15 protein-coding genes are annotated in these 15,478 nt (G+C 73.2%); 9 read left to right on the top strand and 6 right to left on the bottom strand.

Going from position 1 to position 15,478, the window contains the following annotated elements; genetic code table 11:
* The first annotated feature begins 346 nt into the window (after positions 1-346).
* The 5 genes from egtA to ACFYMM_RS21055 all read left to right on the top strand — a co-directional run bounded on the left by egtA (position 347) and on the right by ACFYMM_RS21055 (position 5,092).
* Positions 347-1,663: an ergothioneine biosynthesis glutamate--cysteine ligase EgtA gene (egtA, locus tag ACFYMM_RS21075; RefSeq protein ID WP_388388686.1), complete on the top strand. Its 1,317-nt coding sequence runs from the start codon at positions 347-349 to the stop codon at positions 1,661-1,663.
* The gene (gene egtB / locus ACFYMM_RS21070; RefSeq protein WP_388388684.1) at positions 1,660-2,982 is read left to right on the top strand and encodes an ergothioneine biosynthesis protein EgtB; all 1,323 of its coding nucleotides are present in this window, start codon (positions 1,660-1,662) and stop codon (positions 2,980-2,982) included. Before egtA ends, egtB begins: the two co-directional genes overlap by 4 nt.
* The gene (gene egtC / locus ACFYMM_RS21065) at positions 2,982-3,797 is read left to right on the top strand and encodes an ergothioneine biosynthesis protein EgtC (protein ID WP_388388682.1); all 816 of its coding nucleotides are present in this window, start codon (positions 2,982-2,984) and stop codon (positions 3,795-3,797) included. The genes egtB and egtC overlap by 1 nt, the downstream gene beginning before the upstream one ends.
* The gene (gene egtD / locus ACFYMM_RS21060) at positions 3,794-4,756 is read left to right on the top strand and encodes an L-histidine N(alpha)-methyltransferase (RefSeq protein WP_388388680.1); all 963 of its coding nucleotides are present in this window, start codon (positions 3,794-3,796) and stop codon (positions 4,754-4,756) included. The genes egtC and egtD overlap by 4 nt, the downstream gene beginning before the upstream one ends.
* A 114-nt stretch (positions 4,757-4,870) precedes the next feature.
* Complete coding sequence (locus tag ACFYMM_RS21055; protein ID WP_388388678.1) at positions 4,871-5,092, top strand: dodecin; 222 nt, start codon at positions 4,871-4,873, stop codon at positions 5,090-5,092.
* 19 nt (positions 5,093-5,111) lie between these two features.
* Here the strand turns inward: ACFYMM_RS21055 and ACFYMM_RS21050 are convergent, their stop codons facing one another.
* Entirely contained in the window at positions 5,112-5,603 is a 492-nt protein-coding gene (locus tag ACFYMM_RS21050) for a hypothetical protein (RefSeq protein ID WP_388388676.1), read from the bottom strand.
* A gap of 99 nt (positions 5,604-5,702) precedes the next feature.
* Between ACFYMM_RS21050 and ACFYMM_RS21045 the strand changes: the two genes are divergently transcribed.
* The 3 genes from ACFYMM_RS21045 to ACFYMM_RS21035 are packed head-to-tail and all read left to right on the top strand — an operon-like array spanning position 5,703 to position 9,332.
* Positions 5,703-6,734, top strand: coding sequence for an LLM class flavin-dependent oxidoreductase (locus ACFYMM_RS21045; protein WP_388388674.1), 1,032 nt, complete (start codon positions 5,703-5,705; stop codon positions 6,732-6,734).
* Between the two features lie 38 nt (positions 6,735-6,772).
* Positions 6,773-6,964, top strand: coding sequence for an antitoxin (locus ACFYMM_RS21040; protein WP_388388673.1), 192 nt, complete (start codon positions 6,773-6,775; stop codon positions 6,962-6,964).
* Between the two features lie 10 nt (positions 6,965-6,974).
* On the top strand, positions 6,975-9,332 hold the full coding sequence (locus ACFYMM_RS21035) for an ATP-binding cassette domain-containing protein (RefSeq protein ID WP_388388671.1): 2,358 nt from the start codon (positions 6,975-6,977) through the stop codon (positions 9,330-9,332).
* Between the two features lie 18 nt (positions 9,333-9,350).
* Here the strand turns inward: ACFYMM_RS21035 and ACFYMM_RS21030 are convergent, their stop codons facing one another.
* The 5 genes from ACFYMM_RS21030 to ACFYMM_RS21010 form a co-directional block, all read right to left on the bottom strand.
* Positions 9,351-10,148, bottom strand: a complete 798-nt coding sequence (locus tag ACFYMM_RS21030) for a lysophospholipid acyltransferase family protein (protein WP_388388669.1) — start codon at positions 10,146-10,148, stop codon at positions 9,351-9,353.
* Positions 10,148-10,924, bottom strand: coding sequence for a GNAT family N-acetyltransferase (locus ACFYMM_RS21025; RefSeq protein WP_388388667.1), 777 nt, complete (start codon positions 10,922-10,924; stop codon positions 10,148-10,150). The genes ACFYMM_RS21030 and ACFYMM_RS21025 overlap by 1 nt, the downstream gene beginning before the upstream one ends.
* A 155-nt stretch (positions 10,925-11,079) precedes the next feature.
* Positions 11,080-11,829, bottom strand: coding sequence for a succinate dehydrogenase/fumarate reductase iron-sulfur subunit (locus tag ACFYMM_RS21020; protein ID WP_388388665.1), 750 nt, complete (start codon positions 11,827-11,829; stop codon positions 11,080-11,082).
* Positions 11,826-13,772, bottom strand: a complete 1,947-nt coding sequence (locus ACFYMM_RS21015) for a fumarate reductase/succinate dehydrogenase flavoprotein subunit (RefSeq protein ID WP_388388663.1) — start codon at positions 13,770-13,772, stop codon at positions 11,826-11,828. The genes ACFYMM_RS21020 and ACFYMM_RS21015 overlap by 4 nt, the downstream gene beginning before the upstream one ends.
* A 2-nt stretch (positions 13,773-13,774) precedes the next feature.
* A complete protein-coding gene (locus ACFYMM_RS21010) occupies positions 13,775-14,446 on the bottom strand; it encodes a succinate dehydrogenase (protein WP_388389049.1) in 672 nt (223 codons plus the stop codon).
* A 120-nt stretch (positions 14,447-14,566) separates the two neighbouring features.
* Here ACFYMM_RS21010 and ACFYMM_RS21005 point away from each other — a divergent pair, with 120 nt between their 5' ends.
* The gene (locus ACFYMM_RS21005) at positions 14,567-15,451 is read left to right on the top strand and encodes a LysR family transcriptional regulator (protein WP_388388661.1); all 885 of its coding nucleotides are present in this window, start codon (positions 14,567-14,569) and stop codon (positions 15,449-15,451) included.
* Positions 15,452-15,478: the final 27 nt, after the last annotated feature.

The raw sequence follows: 15,478 nt of genomic DNA, 5'->3' as shown, positions 1-15,478 counted from the left end.
TCGGCGGGGGGGGGGGGGGGGGGGGGGGGGTCTGGGGGGGGGGGGGGGGGGGGGCCGGGGGGGGGGGGGGCCCGCGGGGGGGGGGGGCCCCCCCCGCCCCGCGCGGCCTCCCCCGTCGTGCTCACGCAGGCATCCTGAGTGATGCTGGTGATGCGGTGCAACGGAGTTTTCCCGACCCCGGAACCCCCTGGAAACGAGCGACAAATCGGAGGTTACCGATCTGGAACGTCCCGCCAGGCACCCTTGTGCGAAAGCGTTCGAGGGTCTTGGGTGGGACGGACGATGCCGTCCCGGCACACCACGGAGCCGGGACGGTGGCATGGTGGAATCTCAGGAGGATCCCGACATGTCCGATGCACGGAGCGACGGCGGCGACTGTACGGAGCACCGCACCGCCGTCACCGAAGCCGAGGTGGAAGCCCTGGTCAGGGGCATCTGCTTCAAGACCGGACCACCCCGTACGCTCGGGGTCGAAGTGGAATGGCTCGTCCACGAGCTGCGGCTGCCGCGGCTCCCCGTGTCACCCGAACGACTCGAAGCGGCCTACGCGACCCTGCGGGCCGTGCCCCTGAGGTCGGCGCTCACCAAGGAGCCCGGCGGCCAGCTGGAACTGAGTTCGCCGCCCGCCGCCTCCCTCATGGAGTGCGTGGACACCGTCTCCGCCGATCTGGACGCCGTACGCGCCGCCCTCGCCCGGGACGGCCTCGGGCTCGTCGGCGCCGGCCACGATCCCTGGCACGTGCCACGCCGGTTCCTGCGCGAACCGCGCTACGACGCCATGGAGATCTGCCTCGACCGCACCGGGCCGGCCGGCCGGCACATGATGTGCACCTCGGCCTCCGTCCAGGTGTGCGTGGACGCGGGCCACGAGGAGCCCGGCCCGCTCGGCCGGGAGCGGCGCTGGTGGCTGGCGCACCAGCTGGGGCCGGTCCTGGTGGCCGCCTTCGCGAACTCCCCGCTGATCGGCGGGGAGCCCACGGGCTGGCTGTCCACCCGGCAGCTGCTGTGGATGGAGATCGGCGCCGGCCGGGCGGGAGCTCCCCCGCTGGACGAGGAGCCGCGGGCCGCCTGGGCCCGGCACGTGCTGGACGCGCCGGTGATGTGCGTGCGCCGCGACGCGGGCCCGTGGGAGGTGCCCGAGGGTCTCACCTTCCGGGAGTGGATCCGTTCGGGGGCGCCCCGGCCGCCCACCCGCGCGGACCTCGACTACCACGTGACCACCCTGTTCCCGCCGGTCCGGCCGCGCGGCCACCTCGAACTGCGCATGATCGACGCGCAGCCCGGGGACGACGGCTGGATCGTGCCCCTCGCGGTGACGGCCGCGCTGTTCGACGACCCGGAGGCCGCCGAGACCGCGCACCGCACGGTCAAGCCCCTCGCGGAGCGGACGCTGAACCTGCCCGCCCCGCACAATCCGCTGTGGGTCGACGCGGCCCGGCAGGGGCTCGGCGACCCGGAGCTGCGGGAGGCCGCCGTCGCCTGCTTCGAGGCGGCCGTGGAGGCGCTGCCCCGGCTCGGCGCCACCGCCCGGGTCACCGAAGCCGTGGCGGCGTACCTGGACCGCTATGTCGCCCGGGGCCGCTGCCCGGCCGACGACCTGCTGGACCCCCTGCGCGGCACGGAGTCCCGTGGCGCCCACAGGAGGAAGGACATCCGTACATGACCGCCCCCGAGACCGACACCGGCATCGAGTCCCTGCGCGAGCGGGCGCTGGCCTCGCTGACCACCGCCCGCGACCGCACCACGCTCCTGACCACCTGTGTCGACGAGCCGGACCTCACCGCCCAGCACTCCCCGCTGATGTCACCGCTGGTGTGGGACCTGGCGCACATCGGCAACCAGGAGGAGCTGTGGCTGCTGCGGGCGGTCGGCGGCCGGGAGGCGATGCGGCCCGAGATCGACAGCCTCTACGACGCCTTCGAGCATCCGCGTGCCGAGCGCCCGACGCTGCCGCTGCTGCCGCCCGCCGAGGCCCGGCAGTACGCGGCGGAGGTACGCGGCCGGGTCCTGGACCTGCTGGAGGGCGCCACCTTCCGGGGCACGCGGCTGACCGAGGCGGGCTTCGCCTTCGGGATGATCGCGCAGCACGAGCAGCAGCACGACGAGACGATGCTGATCACCCATCAGCTGCGCACCGGTCCGCAGGCCCTGACCGCGCCCGACCCGGACCCGGCGCCGCCGTTCACCGGTCCGGCCGAAGTCCTCGTCCCCGGCGGCCCGTTCACCATGGGCACGTCCACCGAGCCGTGGGCGCTGGACAACGAACGCCCGGCGCACCGGCGCGAGGTGGCGCCCTACTGGATCGACACCACCCCGGTGACGAACGCCGCGTACCGGGCGTTCGTCGAGGACGGCGGCTACGACACCGAGCGCTGGTGGACGCCGCAGGGCTGGGCGCACATACGCGGGCACGGCATCACCGCCCCGCTGTTCTGGCACCGGGACGGCGGCCAGTGGCTGCGGCGCCGGTTCGGTGTCACCGAGGTCGTACCGCCCGACGAGCCGGTGCTGCACGTGTGCTGGTACGAGGCCGACGCGTACGCCCGCTGGGCCGGGCGCCGGCTGCCCACCGAGGCGGAGTGGGAGAAGGCGGCCCGCCACGACCCGGCCACCGGCCGCTCCACCCGCTACCCCTGGGGCGACGCCGACCCGGCGCCCGAGCACGCCAACCTGGGCCAGCGGCATCTGCGGCCGGCCCCGGCGGGGAGCTATCCGGCGGGTGAATCCCCGTTGGGTGTAAGGCAGTTGATCGGCGATGTGTGGGAGTGGACGGCGAGCGACTTCCTGCCGTACCCGGGGTTCACGGTGTTCCCGTACAAGGAGTACTCCGAGGTGTTCTTCGGCCCCGAGCACAAGGTGCTGCGCGGTGGTTCGTTCGCCGTGGACCCGGTGGCCTGCCGGGGCACGTTCCGCAACTGGGACTACCCGGTCCGGCGGCAGATCTTCTCCGGGTTCCGCACCGCCCGCTCGGAGACCGCCTGATGTGCCGGCACCTGGCCTACCTGGGGCCCGAGGAGCCGCTCGGCAGGATCCTGGTGGAACCCCCGTACAGCCTGTTCCGGCAGTCCTGGGCGCCCCGGCGGCAGCGGTACGGGACGGTCAACGCCGACGGGTTCGGCGTGGGCTGGTACGCGCCGGACGATCCGGTGCCGGCCCGCTACCGGCGGGCCGGGCCGATCTGGGCGGACCTGTCCTTCGCCGACCTGGGCCGGGTGGTGCGTACGGGCGCGCTGCTGGCCGCCGTACGCGACGCGACCCTCTCGGGTGCGGACGCCGAGGCCGCTGCGGCGCCGTTCGCGGCCGGGCGGTGGCTGTTCAGCCACAACGGCGCGGTCGCGGGCTGGCCGGACGCGGCGGCCCCGCTGGTGGCGGAGCTGCCCCCGGTCGATCTGCTGGCGCTGCAGGCGAGCACCGACTCGGCGTTCGTGTGGGCGCTGGCCCTGCACCGGCTGCGCTGCGGCGACGAACCGGGCCACGCCCTTGCCGAAACGGTTCAGCAGATGGCCGGGGCCGCCCCGGCCTCCCGGCTCAACCTGCTGCTCACCGACGGCGCCACCATCACCGCCACCACCTGGGGCGACAGCCTCTGGTACCGCACGGACCCCGGCAGCGGCACGGTCGTCGCCTCCGAACCGTACGACGACGATCCGCGCTGGCAGGAGGTCCCCGATCGCACGCTGCTCACCGCGAGCCGGGCCGGGGTACTGCTCGCGCCGATCGAGGACCTGGCGTCCTCCCCCACTCTCGGCTCCGCTCGAGCGGGGGCGCCCCGATCACCGAAGGAGCCCTGTACGTGAGTCCCCTGCTCGTCACCCGAACCCTCCCCGAGGACGCGACGGACGCCGCGCTGCGCGCCGACGTCCTGCACGGCCTCACCACCACCCCCAAGACGCTGCCGCCCAAGTGGTTCTACGACGCCCGGGGCAGCGAACTGTTCGAGCGGATCACCGAACTGCCCGAGTACTACCCGACGCGGGCCGAGCGCGAGATCCTCGCCGCCCGGTCCGGTGAGATCGCCGCCGCGAGCGGCGCCCGCACCCTCGTCGAACTGGGCTCGGGCTCCTCGGAGAAGACCCGCTATCTGATCGGGGCCCTCACCTCCCTGCGGGCGTACGTCCCGGTCGACGTCAGCGAGAGCGCCCTCACCCAGGCGGGGCAGGCGCTCATCGAGGAGCGTCCGGGGCTGACCGTGCACGCCCTGATCGCCGACTTCACCGCCCCGCTGGCGCTGCCCGCGACGGACGGCCCGCGCCTGCTGGCCTTCCTGGGCGGCACCATCGGCAACCTGCTGCCCGCCGAACGCGCCGCGTTCCTGGCCTCGGTACGCGGGCTGCTGGCACCCGGTGACGGGCTGCTGCTCGGCACCGACCTGGTCAAGGACGAGGAGGTGCTGGTGCGCGCGTACGACGACGCGGCCGGGGTCACGGCCGAGTTCAACAAGAACGTCCTGACCGTCGTCGACCGTGAGCTGGGCGCCGACTTCGATCCGGACGCCTTCGACCACGTGGCCCTGTGGAACACCCGTCAGGAGTGGATCGAGATGCGGCTGCGCTCCCGTACGGCGCAGACCGTCAAGGTCCCCGCCCTCGACCTCGCGGTGGACTTCGCGCCCGGCGAGGAGCTGCGCACCGAGGTGTCGGCGAAGTTCCGCAAGGAGGGCGTCACCGCCGAACTGGCCGCCGCCGGGCTGGAACTGACGCACTGGTGGACGGACGCGCAGGCCCGCTTCGCGCTGTCGCTGAGCGTGGCGCGGTAGGCCGGCGGGGCGTCGGGGCCGGCGACGGACCCCGACGCCTCGCGCTCCGCATCCGGATACGGCACGGTGGAGTGGACGCGTGACACACCCGTCACGGCGGAGAGGAGTACCCGCATGACGAACCACACCTACCGGGTCACCGAGATCGTCGGCACCTCGCACGAGGGCATCGACCAGGCCCTGCGCAACGGCATCACCCGCGCCGGCCAGACCCTGCGCAACCTGGACTGGTTCGAGGTCACCCAGATCCGCGGCCAGATCGAGAACGGCCGGATCGAGCACTACCAGGTGGGCCTGAAGGTGGGCTTCCGCATCGAGGACGAGGGCGAGGTCTGAGGCCCGGCCGGGCCGGTCCTCAGGTACGCCCCTCCGTCTCCTGGGCCTGTTCCAGCGCGGCCGAGCGGTCGGCCCAGCGGGCCCGCACCACGGTGAAGCCGGCCCGCTCGGCGTCGTCGCACACCAGGTCGTCGTCGACGACGAGGACCCGGACCTCACGGCCCCGGGCCAGCCGGCGCAGGATCGCCAGTTTGGTGAACCTGGCCGGCCTGCGGTCGGCGTCGCCCCGCATGTGGACGCGCCCCTCGGGCAGCCCGTGGGCGGCGAGCCAGTCCAGCGTGTCGCGCCGGCACCGCTCGGGCCGCCCGGTGAGGTACACGACCTCGCACTCCCGGGCGCTGCGCAGGGCCAGCGCCACGCCCTCGGCGATCGGCGGGTCCTCGGGCGCGGCCGCGAAGAAGGCGTCCCAGTCACGCGGCCGGCGCTCCAGGAACCGCTGCCGGTGCGCGGTGTCGGAGAGGGTGTTGTCGATGTCGAACACGGCGATCGGGCGTTTGTCGCTGTCGGTCACACGGTCACCCTAGGTCCTGTCGTCGAATTCCCGCCTGCCCGGAAACGTCGACGTGTGCGACCGCGGGAATCCTGGCGCCGGTGGTGTGTTGAACCCTGCGTGAGTTCGCTGATCGACCGTACCCGGTTCTCCGTCCTCGACCGCTCCCGCACCCGGGAGGGGCACCCGCACGCCGAGGCGCTGCGGGACACGGTCGCGCTGGCGCGCGAGGTGGAGTCGCTCGGCTACCACCGCTTCTGGGTGTCCGAGCATCACGGTGTGCCCGGGGTCGCCGGGTCCGCGCCGACCGTGCTGGCGGCCGCCGTGGCCGCCGCGACCCGTACGATCCGGGTCGGCACCGGCGGGGTCATGCTGCCCAACCACCGCACCCTCGTGGTGGCCGAGCAGTTCGGCGTGCTGGAGTCGCTCTTCCCGGGGCGGATCGACATGGGGCTGGGCCGTTCCGTGGGCTTCACCGACGGTGTGCGCAAGGCGCTCGGCCGGGACAGGGGCGACGCCGAGGACTTCGCGGCGCGGCTCGGGGAGCTGCTCGGCTGGTTCACGGGCGGCTCGCCGGCCGGTGTGCACGCCCGCCCCGCCGAGGGGCTGCGGGTGCCGCCGTTCGTGCTGGCCCTGGGCGAGGGCGCCGGGATCGCGGCCCGCGCGGGCCTGCCCATGGTCATCGGCGATCTGCGGAACCGGGAGAAGCTGCTGCGCGGCGTCGATCACTACCGTTCCGGCTTCCGCCCCTCCCCCTGGGCATCCGAGCCGTATGTCGTGATCTCCGGATCGGTCGCGGTCGCCGACACCCCCGAGGCGGCGCGCCGGCTGCTCGTCCCGGAGGCCTGGGCCATGGCCTACTCGCGGACCCACGGCACCTTCCCGCCCCTGCTGCCGGCCGAGGACGTCCTGGCCCGGGCGATGACCGCGAAGGAACGGGAGCTGTACGAGTCCGGGCTGGCCGGGCACATCGCCGGCACCGGGGAGCAGGTCGCCGACGAGCTGGAGACGGTGCTGAAGGAGACGGCCGCCGACGAGGTCCTGGTCACCACCAGCACGTACGACCGCGCGGCACTGCTGGAGTCCCACACCCGGCTGGCCGCGCTCTTCGCGCCCGGCCGCCCGAGATGCGGGCCGCGCCGCCGACCGTGACCCTGGAGACGGAACCCCAATCAGCGAGGAGGGCTTCCATGTCTCTCATGGACAAACTCAAGGGCATGCTCAAGGGCCACGAAGACATGACCGACAAGGGCATCGACCAGGGCGGCGACTACATCGACCAGCGCACCGGCAACAAGTACCAGTCCGAGGTCGACACCGCCCAGGACAAGCTGCGGGACCAGTTCACCAGGCCCCAGGACCGGGAGAACCCTCCGCAGTAGTGTCTGGGCGATGCACAGTGCCCATGATCCCTACGTCCGCGTCCGCGACGCCCGCGAGCACAATCTGCGGGGCGCCGACGTGGACGTGCCGCGGGACGTGCTGGCCGTGTTCACCGGCGTGTCCGGCTCGGGGAAGTCGTCGCTGGCGTTCGGCACGCTGTACGCCGAGGCCCAGCGACGGTACTTCGAGTCGGTCGCGCCCTACGCGCGCCGACTGATCCACCAGGTCGGGGCGCCGAAGGTCGGCGAGATCACGGGGCTGCCGCCGGCGGTGTCGCTGCAGCAGCGCCGCTCCACGCCCACCTCGCGCTCCTCGGTCGGTACGGTCACCAACCTCTCCAACTCCCTGCGCATGCTGTTCTCGCGCGCCGGGCGGTATCCGCCGGGTGCCGAGCGGCTCGATTCCGACGCCTTCTCGCCCAACACGGCGGCGGGCGCCTGTCCGCGGTGCCACGGCCTGGGGCAGGTGCACCGCACCAGCGAGGAGTCGCTGGTGCCGGACCCGTCGCTGTCGGTCCGGGACGGGGCGATCGCCGCCTGGCCGGGCGCCTGGCAGGGCAAGAACCTGCGCGACATCCTGGACGCGCTCGGGTACGACGTGGACCGGCCCTGGCGGGACCTGCCCGCCGAGCAGCGGGAGTGGATCCTGTTCACGGACGAGCAGCCGGTGGTCACCGTGCACCCGGTCCGGGACGCCGACCGCATCCAACGGCCGTACCAGGGCACGTACATGAGCGCCCACCGCTATGTGATGAAGACGTTCTCCGACACCAAGTCGCCGGCCCTGCGGGCGAGGGCGGAGCGCTTCCTCACCAGTGCGCCCTGCCCGGTGTGCGGGGGCAGCCGGCTGCGCGCCGAGGCGCTGGCGGTGACCTTCGGCGGCCGGACCATCGCCGAGCTGGCCGCGCTGCCGCTGGCGGATCTGGCCGAACTGGTCGAACCGGACGGGCCGGACGGTCTGCCGGACGGCGGTACGGAGGCCGCGCGGGTCCTCACCGGGGACCTCCGGGCGCGCATCGCGCCGGTCGTCGAGCTGGGCCTCGGCTACCTCAGCCTCGACCGGGCGGCCCCCACGCTCTCCGCCGGTGAGCTGCAACGGCTGCGGCTCGCCACCCAGTTGCGCTCCGGGCTCTTCGGCGTCGTGTACGTGCTGGACGAGCCGTCGGCGGGACTGCACCCGGCGGACACCGAGGCGCTGCTGGCGGTGCTGGAGCGGCTGAAGGCGGCGGGCAACTCGGTGTTCGTGGTGGAACACCACCTGGACGTGGTGCGCGGCGCCGACTGGCTGGTGGACGTGGGTCCGGGCGCGGGCGAGCACGGCGGGCGGGTGCTGCACAGCGGGCCGGTGGCGGAGCTGGAGAAGGTCGCGGAGTCGGCGACGGCCCGTTTCCTCTTCGACCGCTCGCCCGCGCCGGTGCGCCGGGTCCGCGAGGCACGCGGCTGGTTGCGGGTCGGTCCGGTCACCCGGCACAACCTGCGCGGGGTGACGGCGGAGTTTCCGCTGGGCGTGTTCACGGCCGTCACCGGTGTCTCGGGATCCGGGAAGTCCACGCTCGTCGGCGAGCTGGCGGAGGAAGGGGAGGGGGTGGGCCGGCTGCTGCGGGTGGACCAGAAGCCGATCGGTCGTACGCCGCGCTCCAATCTGGCGACCTACACGGGTCTGTTCGACGTCGTGCGGAAGGTGTTCGCGTCCACGTCGGAGGCCCGTGCGCGGGGTTACGGCGTCGGCCGGTTCTCCTTCAACGTGCCGGGCGGCCGCTGCGAGACCTGCCAGGGCGAGGGGTTCGTCAGCGTGGAGCTGCTGTTCCTGCCGAGCACGTACGCGCCGTGCCCGGACTGCGGGGGCGCCCGCTACCGGCCCGAGACGCTCGAAGTGGCGTACCGCGGGCGGAACATCGCCGAGGTGCTGGACCTGACGGTGGAGGGCGCGGCGGAGTTCTTCGCGGACACCCCGGCCGTGGCCCGCAGTCTGCGCACGCTCCTCGACGTGGGCCTGGGCTATCTCCGCCTCGGCCAGCCGGCGACCGAACTCTCCGGCGGCGAGGCCCAACGCATCAAGCTGGCGGCCGAGTTGCAGCGCGGCCGACGCGGTCACACGCTCTACCTCCTGGACGAGCCGACGACCGGACTGCACCCGGCCGACGTCGAGGTGCTGATGGACCGGCTGCACGGGCTGGTCGACGCCGGGCACACGGTCGTCGTGGTGGAGCACGACATGACGGTGGTCGCGGGCGCGGACTGGGTGATCGACCTGGGCCCCGGCGGCGGCGTAAGTGGCGGCCGGATCGTGGCGACGGGCCCCCCGGCCCGGGTGGCACGCACCCCGGGCAGCACGACGGCACCGTATCTGGCCCGGGCACTGCCCTGAGTGCCGTCGGCGCAGTCGTCAGGGGGCGTGGGTCCGGGCGGGGGCGTGCGGGGTGGGGTCGGCGGCCGTGGCCAGGGAGCGGCGGTCGAGGTGGCGGCCCGCCGGGATCAACGGCCGTATCTCCACCTCCGCCACCAGGTCCCGGGCCCTGGCGACCCGCCACAGCGAGGCGAGCAGGGTGTCCTCGCCGACGAACGCGGGCGCGGTACTGGCGGCCCGGCCGGCCCGCAGGTAGCGCAGCCGTACCGGCTGCACGGGCACCCCGGCGTCCAGGGCGGCCTGGAAGACGGCACGGTGGAAACGGCCCCGGGCCCGTCCGCACCAGGTACTGCCCTCGGGGAAGGCGACCACGGCGGCGCCCGCGCGCAGCGCCCCGGCGATCCGGGCCACCGTGTCGGGCAGTGCGCGCAGCCGGTCGCGCTCGATGAACAGGACCCCGCCGCGGGCCACCAGGGCGCCCGCCACCGGCCACCGCCGGATCTCGGCCTTGGCGAGCATCCGGGCCGGGCGCACGGCACCGAGCAGCGGGATGTCCAGCCAGGAGATGTGGTTGGCGACCAGCAGCAGTCCGCCGGTGGGCACGGCGGCGCCGGTGACGCGGACCCGGACCCCGGCGGCCCGTACGATCGCCCGGCACCACCGGCGCACCCACTGGGCGGGGAGACGGCCGCCGAGCGGGCACCATACGATCCCGGCCAGCACCAGGACCACGACCGTCGCGAGCCGCAGCACCGCGCGGGGTACGGCGACGCAGGGCCCGGCCGGCTCCACGCACGCGGCGGGGGTGCACGGCGCGCCGGGCAGCCAGACGCTCATCAGGCCGGGACGAGGGAGAGGAAGTGCCGCAGGTAGCGCGCGTTGACCCGGCGCATCGACAGCAGCACGTACAGGTCGGCCACCTTGAAGTCCGGGTCGTGCGCGGGCTCGCCGCAGACCCAGGCGCCCAGGCGCAGGTAGCCGCGCAGCAGGGCGGGGAGTTCAGCCCGGGCGGCGGGGGCGGGGGCGGTGGCGTCCGGGGTCCAGGGCAGCAGCGGCCGTACCCGGAACTCCTGCGGCGCCAGGTGCTTGGCGCGCACCCGGTCCCAGGTCGCCGACGCGAGGGCGCCGCCGTCCGCCAGCGGAACGGAGCAGCAGCCGGCCAGCCACTCGTGGCCCCGGTCGACCATGTAGCGGGCGATGCCGGCCCAGATCAGCCCGATGACGGCGCCGTCGCGGTGGCCGGGGTGCACGCAGGAGCGGCCGACCTCGACCAGGCCGGGCCGGACGGCGTCCAGGCGGGCCAGGTCGAACTCGGCCTCGGAGTAGAGCCGCCCGGCGGCCGCGGCGCGCTCCGGCGGCAGCAGCCGGTAGGTGCCGACGACCTGCCCGGTCAGTTCCTCGCGGACGAGCAGGTGGTCGCAGTGGGCGTCGAAGGCGTCGACGTCGTACCCCGGCTGCGAGGTGGACAGCAGGGCGCCCATCTCCCCGGCGAAGACGTCGTGCCGCAGCCGCTGCGCGGCACGCACGTCGGCCTCGTCGCGGGCCAGGGTCACGGTGTAGCGGACGGGTGCGGCGTGCTGCGGGGCACGGTCGAGCGTGATGACGCCGGTCATGGCACTCTCCTGGTCACGGGCCGGGTCGGCGGGAGGCGACGGGCCGGCGCTCCGGTCCGCCGCTCCTGTTCTTCCGACGCCGGTTGGCGTCCACGTGACGCCTGCTGGGAGAACGCATGTGCGGCTGCTGAACGGCTCACGCCCCGGGGGGCGGGTCAGCGACCGGCCACCTTCCGGGTCGCCCGCAACCACTCCTTGTTCATGTTCGTGATGGACATCAGGGGAATCCCCTTGGGGCAGGCGGTCGCGCACTCGCCGGCGAGCGTGCAGCCGCCGAAGCCCTCCTCGTCCATCCGCGCCACCATGTCCAGCACCCGGGTCTCCCGCTCGGGCGCCCCCTGCGGCAGTACGTTCAGATGGTTGACCTTGGCCGAGGTGAACAGCATCGCCGCGCCGTTCGGGCAGGCGGCCACGCACGCGCCGCAGCCGATGCACTCGGCGTGCTCGAAGGCGAGGTCGGCGTCCGGTTTGGGCACCGGCGTCGCGTGCGCCTCCGGCGCGGCGCCGGTCGGCGCGGTGATGTAGCCCCCGGCCTGGACGATGCGGTCGAAGGCGGACCGGTCCACGACCAGGTCCTTGATCACCGGGAAGGCGGCCGCCCGCCACGGCTCGATGTCGATCGTGTCGCCGTCCCGGAAGGACCGCATGTGCAGCTGGCAGGTGGTGGTCCGCTCGGGGCCGTGCGCCTCGCCGTCGATGACGAGGGAGCAGGCGCCGCAGATGCCCTCGCGGCAGTCGTGGTCGAAGGCGACCGGGTCCCGGCCGGAGAGGGTGAGCTGTTCGTTCAGGACGTCCAGCATCTCCAGGAAGGACATGTCGGGGGAGATGCCGTCCACCTCGTAGGTGGACATGGCACCGTCGGCGTCGGCGTTCTTCTGCCGCCAGACGCGCAGGGTGAGCTTCATGCGTAGCTCCGCTGGGTCGGATGGACGTACTCGAAGACCAGGTCTTCCCTGTGCAGGACGGGGGCGGAGCCGGTGCCTGCGAACTCCCAGGCGGCCGCGTAGGAGAACTCCTCGTCCCGGCGGGCGGCCTCGCCGTCGGGCGTCTGGGACTCCTCGCGGAAGTGGCCGCCGCAGGACTCGGTGCGGTGCAGCGCGTCGAGGCACATCAGCTCGGCCAGTTCCAGGTAGTCGACGACGCGGTTGGCCTTCTCCAGCGACTGGTTGAACTCCTCGCTGCTGCCCGGCACCTTGATCCGCCGCCAGAACTCCTCGCGGATCCGCGGAATCCCCTCCAGGGCCTTGCGCAGCCCGGTTTCGGTGCGGGCCATGCCGCAGAACTCCCACATGAGTTCGCCGAGTTCGCGGTGGAAGGAGTCGGGGGTGCGGTCGCCGTCGACGGACAGGAGCAGGTTGATCCGGTCCTCGGTCTCCGCCAGCACCTCCTGCACGACGGGGTGTTCCCGGCCAACCTCGTCCTGGTGGGGGTTGCGGGCGAGGTAGTCGTTGATGGTGGCCGGCAGCACGAAGTAGCCGTCGGCCAGGCCCTGCATCAGCGCCGAGGCGCCCAGGCGGTTCGCGCCGTGGTCGGAGAAGTTGGCCTCGCCGATCGCGAACAGGCCCGGGACGGTGGTCTGCAGGTCGTAGTCGACCCACAGGCCGCCCATCGTGTAGTGCACGGCCGGGTAGATGCGCAGCGGCACCTCGTACGGATCCTCGTCGGTGATCCGCTGGTACATGTCGAAGAGGTTGCCGTACCGGGCCTCGACGGCCGCCCGGCCCATCCGGGCGATGGCGTCGGCGAAGTCCAGGTACACTCCCTGCCCGCCCGGGCCCACTCCCCTGCCTGCGTCGCAGACGTTCTTCGCGGCGCGGGAGGCGATGTCGCGCGGGACCAGGTTGCCGAAGGACGGGTAGAGGCGCTCCAGGTAGTAGTCGCGCTCGTCCTCGGGGATCTTGTTCGGCGGGCGGTCGTCGCCCTTGGCCCGGGGCACCCAGATCCGGCCGTCGTTGCGCAGCGACTCGCTCATCAGGGTGAGCTTGGACTGGTGCTCGCCGGTGCGCGGGATGCAGGTGGGGTGGATCTGCGTGAAGCAGGGGTTGGCGAAGTAGGCACCGCGCCGGTGGGCCCGCCAGACGGCGGTGGCGTTGGAGTTCATGGCGTTCGTCGACAGGTGGAAGACGTTGCCGTAGCCGCCGCTGGCGAGTACGACGGCGTCCGCGAAGTACGTGTCGATCCTCCCGGTGACCAGGTCCCTCGCCACGATCCCGCGCGCCCGCCCGTCGACGACGATCAGGTCGAGCATCTCGGTGCGCGGGTGCATCTCGACGGTGCCGGCGGCGATCTGCCTGCTGAGCGCCTGGTAGGCACCGAGCAGCAGTTGCTGGCCCGTCTGGCCGCGGGCGTAGAAGGTCCGGGACACCTGGACGCCGCCGAAGGAGCGGGTGTCGAGGAGGCCGCCGTACTCCCGTGCGAACGGCACGCCCTGTGCCACGCACTGGTCGATGATCTCCACGGAGATCTGCGCGAGGCGGTGCACGTTCGACTCGCGCGCCCGGAAGTCGCCGCCCTTGACGGTGTCGTAGAAGAGCCGGTGGACGGAGTCGCCGTCGTTGCGGTAGTTCTTCGCCGCGTTGATGCCGCCCTGCGCGGCGATCGAGTGGGCCCGGCGCGGGGAGTCCTGGTAGCAGAACTGGACGACGTGGTAGCCCTGTTCGGCGAGGGTGGCCCCGGCGGAGCCGCCCGCGAGGCCGGTGCCGACCACGATGACGGTGTGCTTTCGCCGGTTCGCGGGGTTGACCAGCCCGGCCTCGAAACGGCGCTTGTCCCAGCGCTGGTCGATCGGTCCGGTGGGGGCCTTGGTGTCGGCGACGGGGTCGCCGGTGACGTAGTCGGTGTAGGTCATGTTCAGCTCACCACTCCGGTCATGACGCCCACGGGTACGGCGACGAAGCCGGCCGTGAGCAGCAGCGCGAGGACGTCGGCGGCGGTCTTCAGGGCACGGTCGCGGGCGCGGCTGCCGACGCCGAGGGTCTGGGCCGCGCTCCAGAAGCCGTGCCGGATGTGCAGGCCGAGCGCGAGCATCGCGACGATGTAGACGACGTCGCCGTACCAGGTGGAGAAGGTGTCCACGACGTTCTGGTACGGGTGGCCCTCCTGGAAGCCGCCGGGGTGCAGGGTGCCGGTGGTCAGGTCGAGGATGTGCCAGACGATGAACAGGCCGAGGATGATCCCGCCCCAGCGCATGGTGCGCGTCGCATAGGTGGTCCTCGCCTTCCTGTGCACGTAGCGGCTGGGCCGCGCCTTGAGGTCGCGGCGGCTGAGCTGGTAGGCGGAGGTGGCGTGGGCGACCACGGCGACGACGAGGACGATCCGGATAAGCCAGAGCGTCCACTCGTAGTGCATGAACGGTTCGCCGACGGTGCGCAGCCAGTGGGCGTAGTGGTTGAACTCGCCCGCCCCGAAGTAGATCTTCAGATTGCCGATCATGTGTGCGACCAGGTAGAGCAGCATGATCAGACCGCTGACGGCCATCACCGCCTTCTTGCCGACGGAGCTGTCCCACATCGTGCGCGCCATGGACGGCCGTCGGTCCGTCCGCGTTGCCAGAGCCATGGTCCAAGACGCTAGGCCCGCGGATGCCGATCGGTCCAAGACATGGTCCGGCTCGATTCCATAGTCAGCGACTATCATCGAGGGGTGCAGTTCCAGCAGCTCCAGTACTTCGTGGCGGTCGCCGAGACCCGGCACTTCACCCGGGCCGCCGACCTGGTCCATGTCGCCCAGCCCTCGCTGTCCCAGCAGATCAAGGCGCTGGAGCGGGAACTGGGCGCGGACCTCTTCCTGCGGGCCCGGGGCAACATCACCCTCACCGACGCGGGCGAGGCGCTGCTGCCGCTGGCCCGGCGGATCCTGGCCGACGCCGACACCGCCCGGCACGAGGTGCAGGAGCTGGTGCAGCTGCGCAGCGGACGGGTGCGGCTGGGCGCGACGCCGAGTCTGTGCACCGGCCTGCTGCCGGATGTGCTGCGCGCCTTCCACGACCGGTATCCGGGGGTCCGGCTGCTGATCGAGGAGGGTGGCTCGCACGACCTGGTGCGGGAGCTGGCCCGCGGCGCCCTCGACCTCGCCCTGGTGGTGCTGCCCCTGCCCACTCCCTCGCCCGCCCTGACGACGGTGGAGCTGCTGCGGGAGGACCTGGTGGTGGTGTCCTCACCGGAGGCGCCCGCGCCGGGCCGGGGCGGGCGGGCGGTGGACATCGCCGAACTGGAAGGCGAACGGCTGGTGATGTTCCGGCACGGGTACGACCTGCGGGAACTGACCGTCACGGCGTGCCGCTCCGCCGGGTTCGAGCCGGACTTCGCCGTGGAGGGGGGCGAGATGGACGCGGTGCTGGGGTTCGTGCGGGCCGGGCTGGGCCTGGCCGTCGTTCCTCGGATGGTCGCCACCCGGGCCGGACGGGGGCTGCGGGTCACTCCGCTGGCCCGGCCGGGGTTGCGACGCAGCATCGCGCTCGCGCACCGCAGTGACGTCGCTCCGCCGCGGGCCGCTCGGGAGCTGCACCGGATGCTGGTCGAGCGGTGAGGCGGGGGGCGCGTCCGGGGCGCGCCT

The sequence above is a fragment of the Streptomyces sp. NPDC006739 genome, from assembly GCF_042869815.1.
Lineage (GTDB): Bacteria > Actinomycetota > Actinomycetes > Streptomycetales > Streptomycetaceae > Streptomyces.
This window is presented reverse-complemented; position numbering and strand designations above follow the sequence as displayed.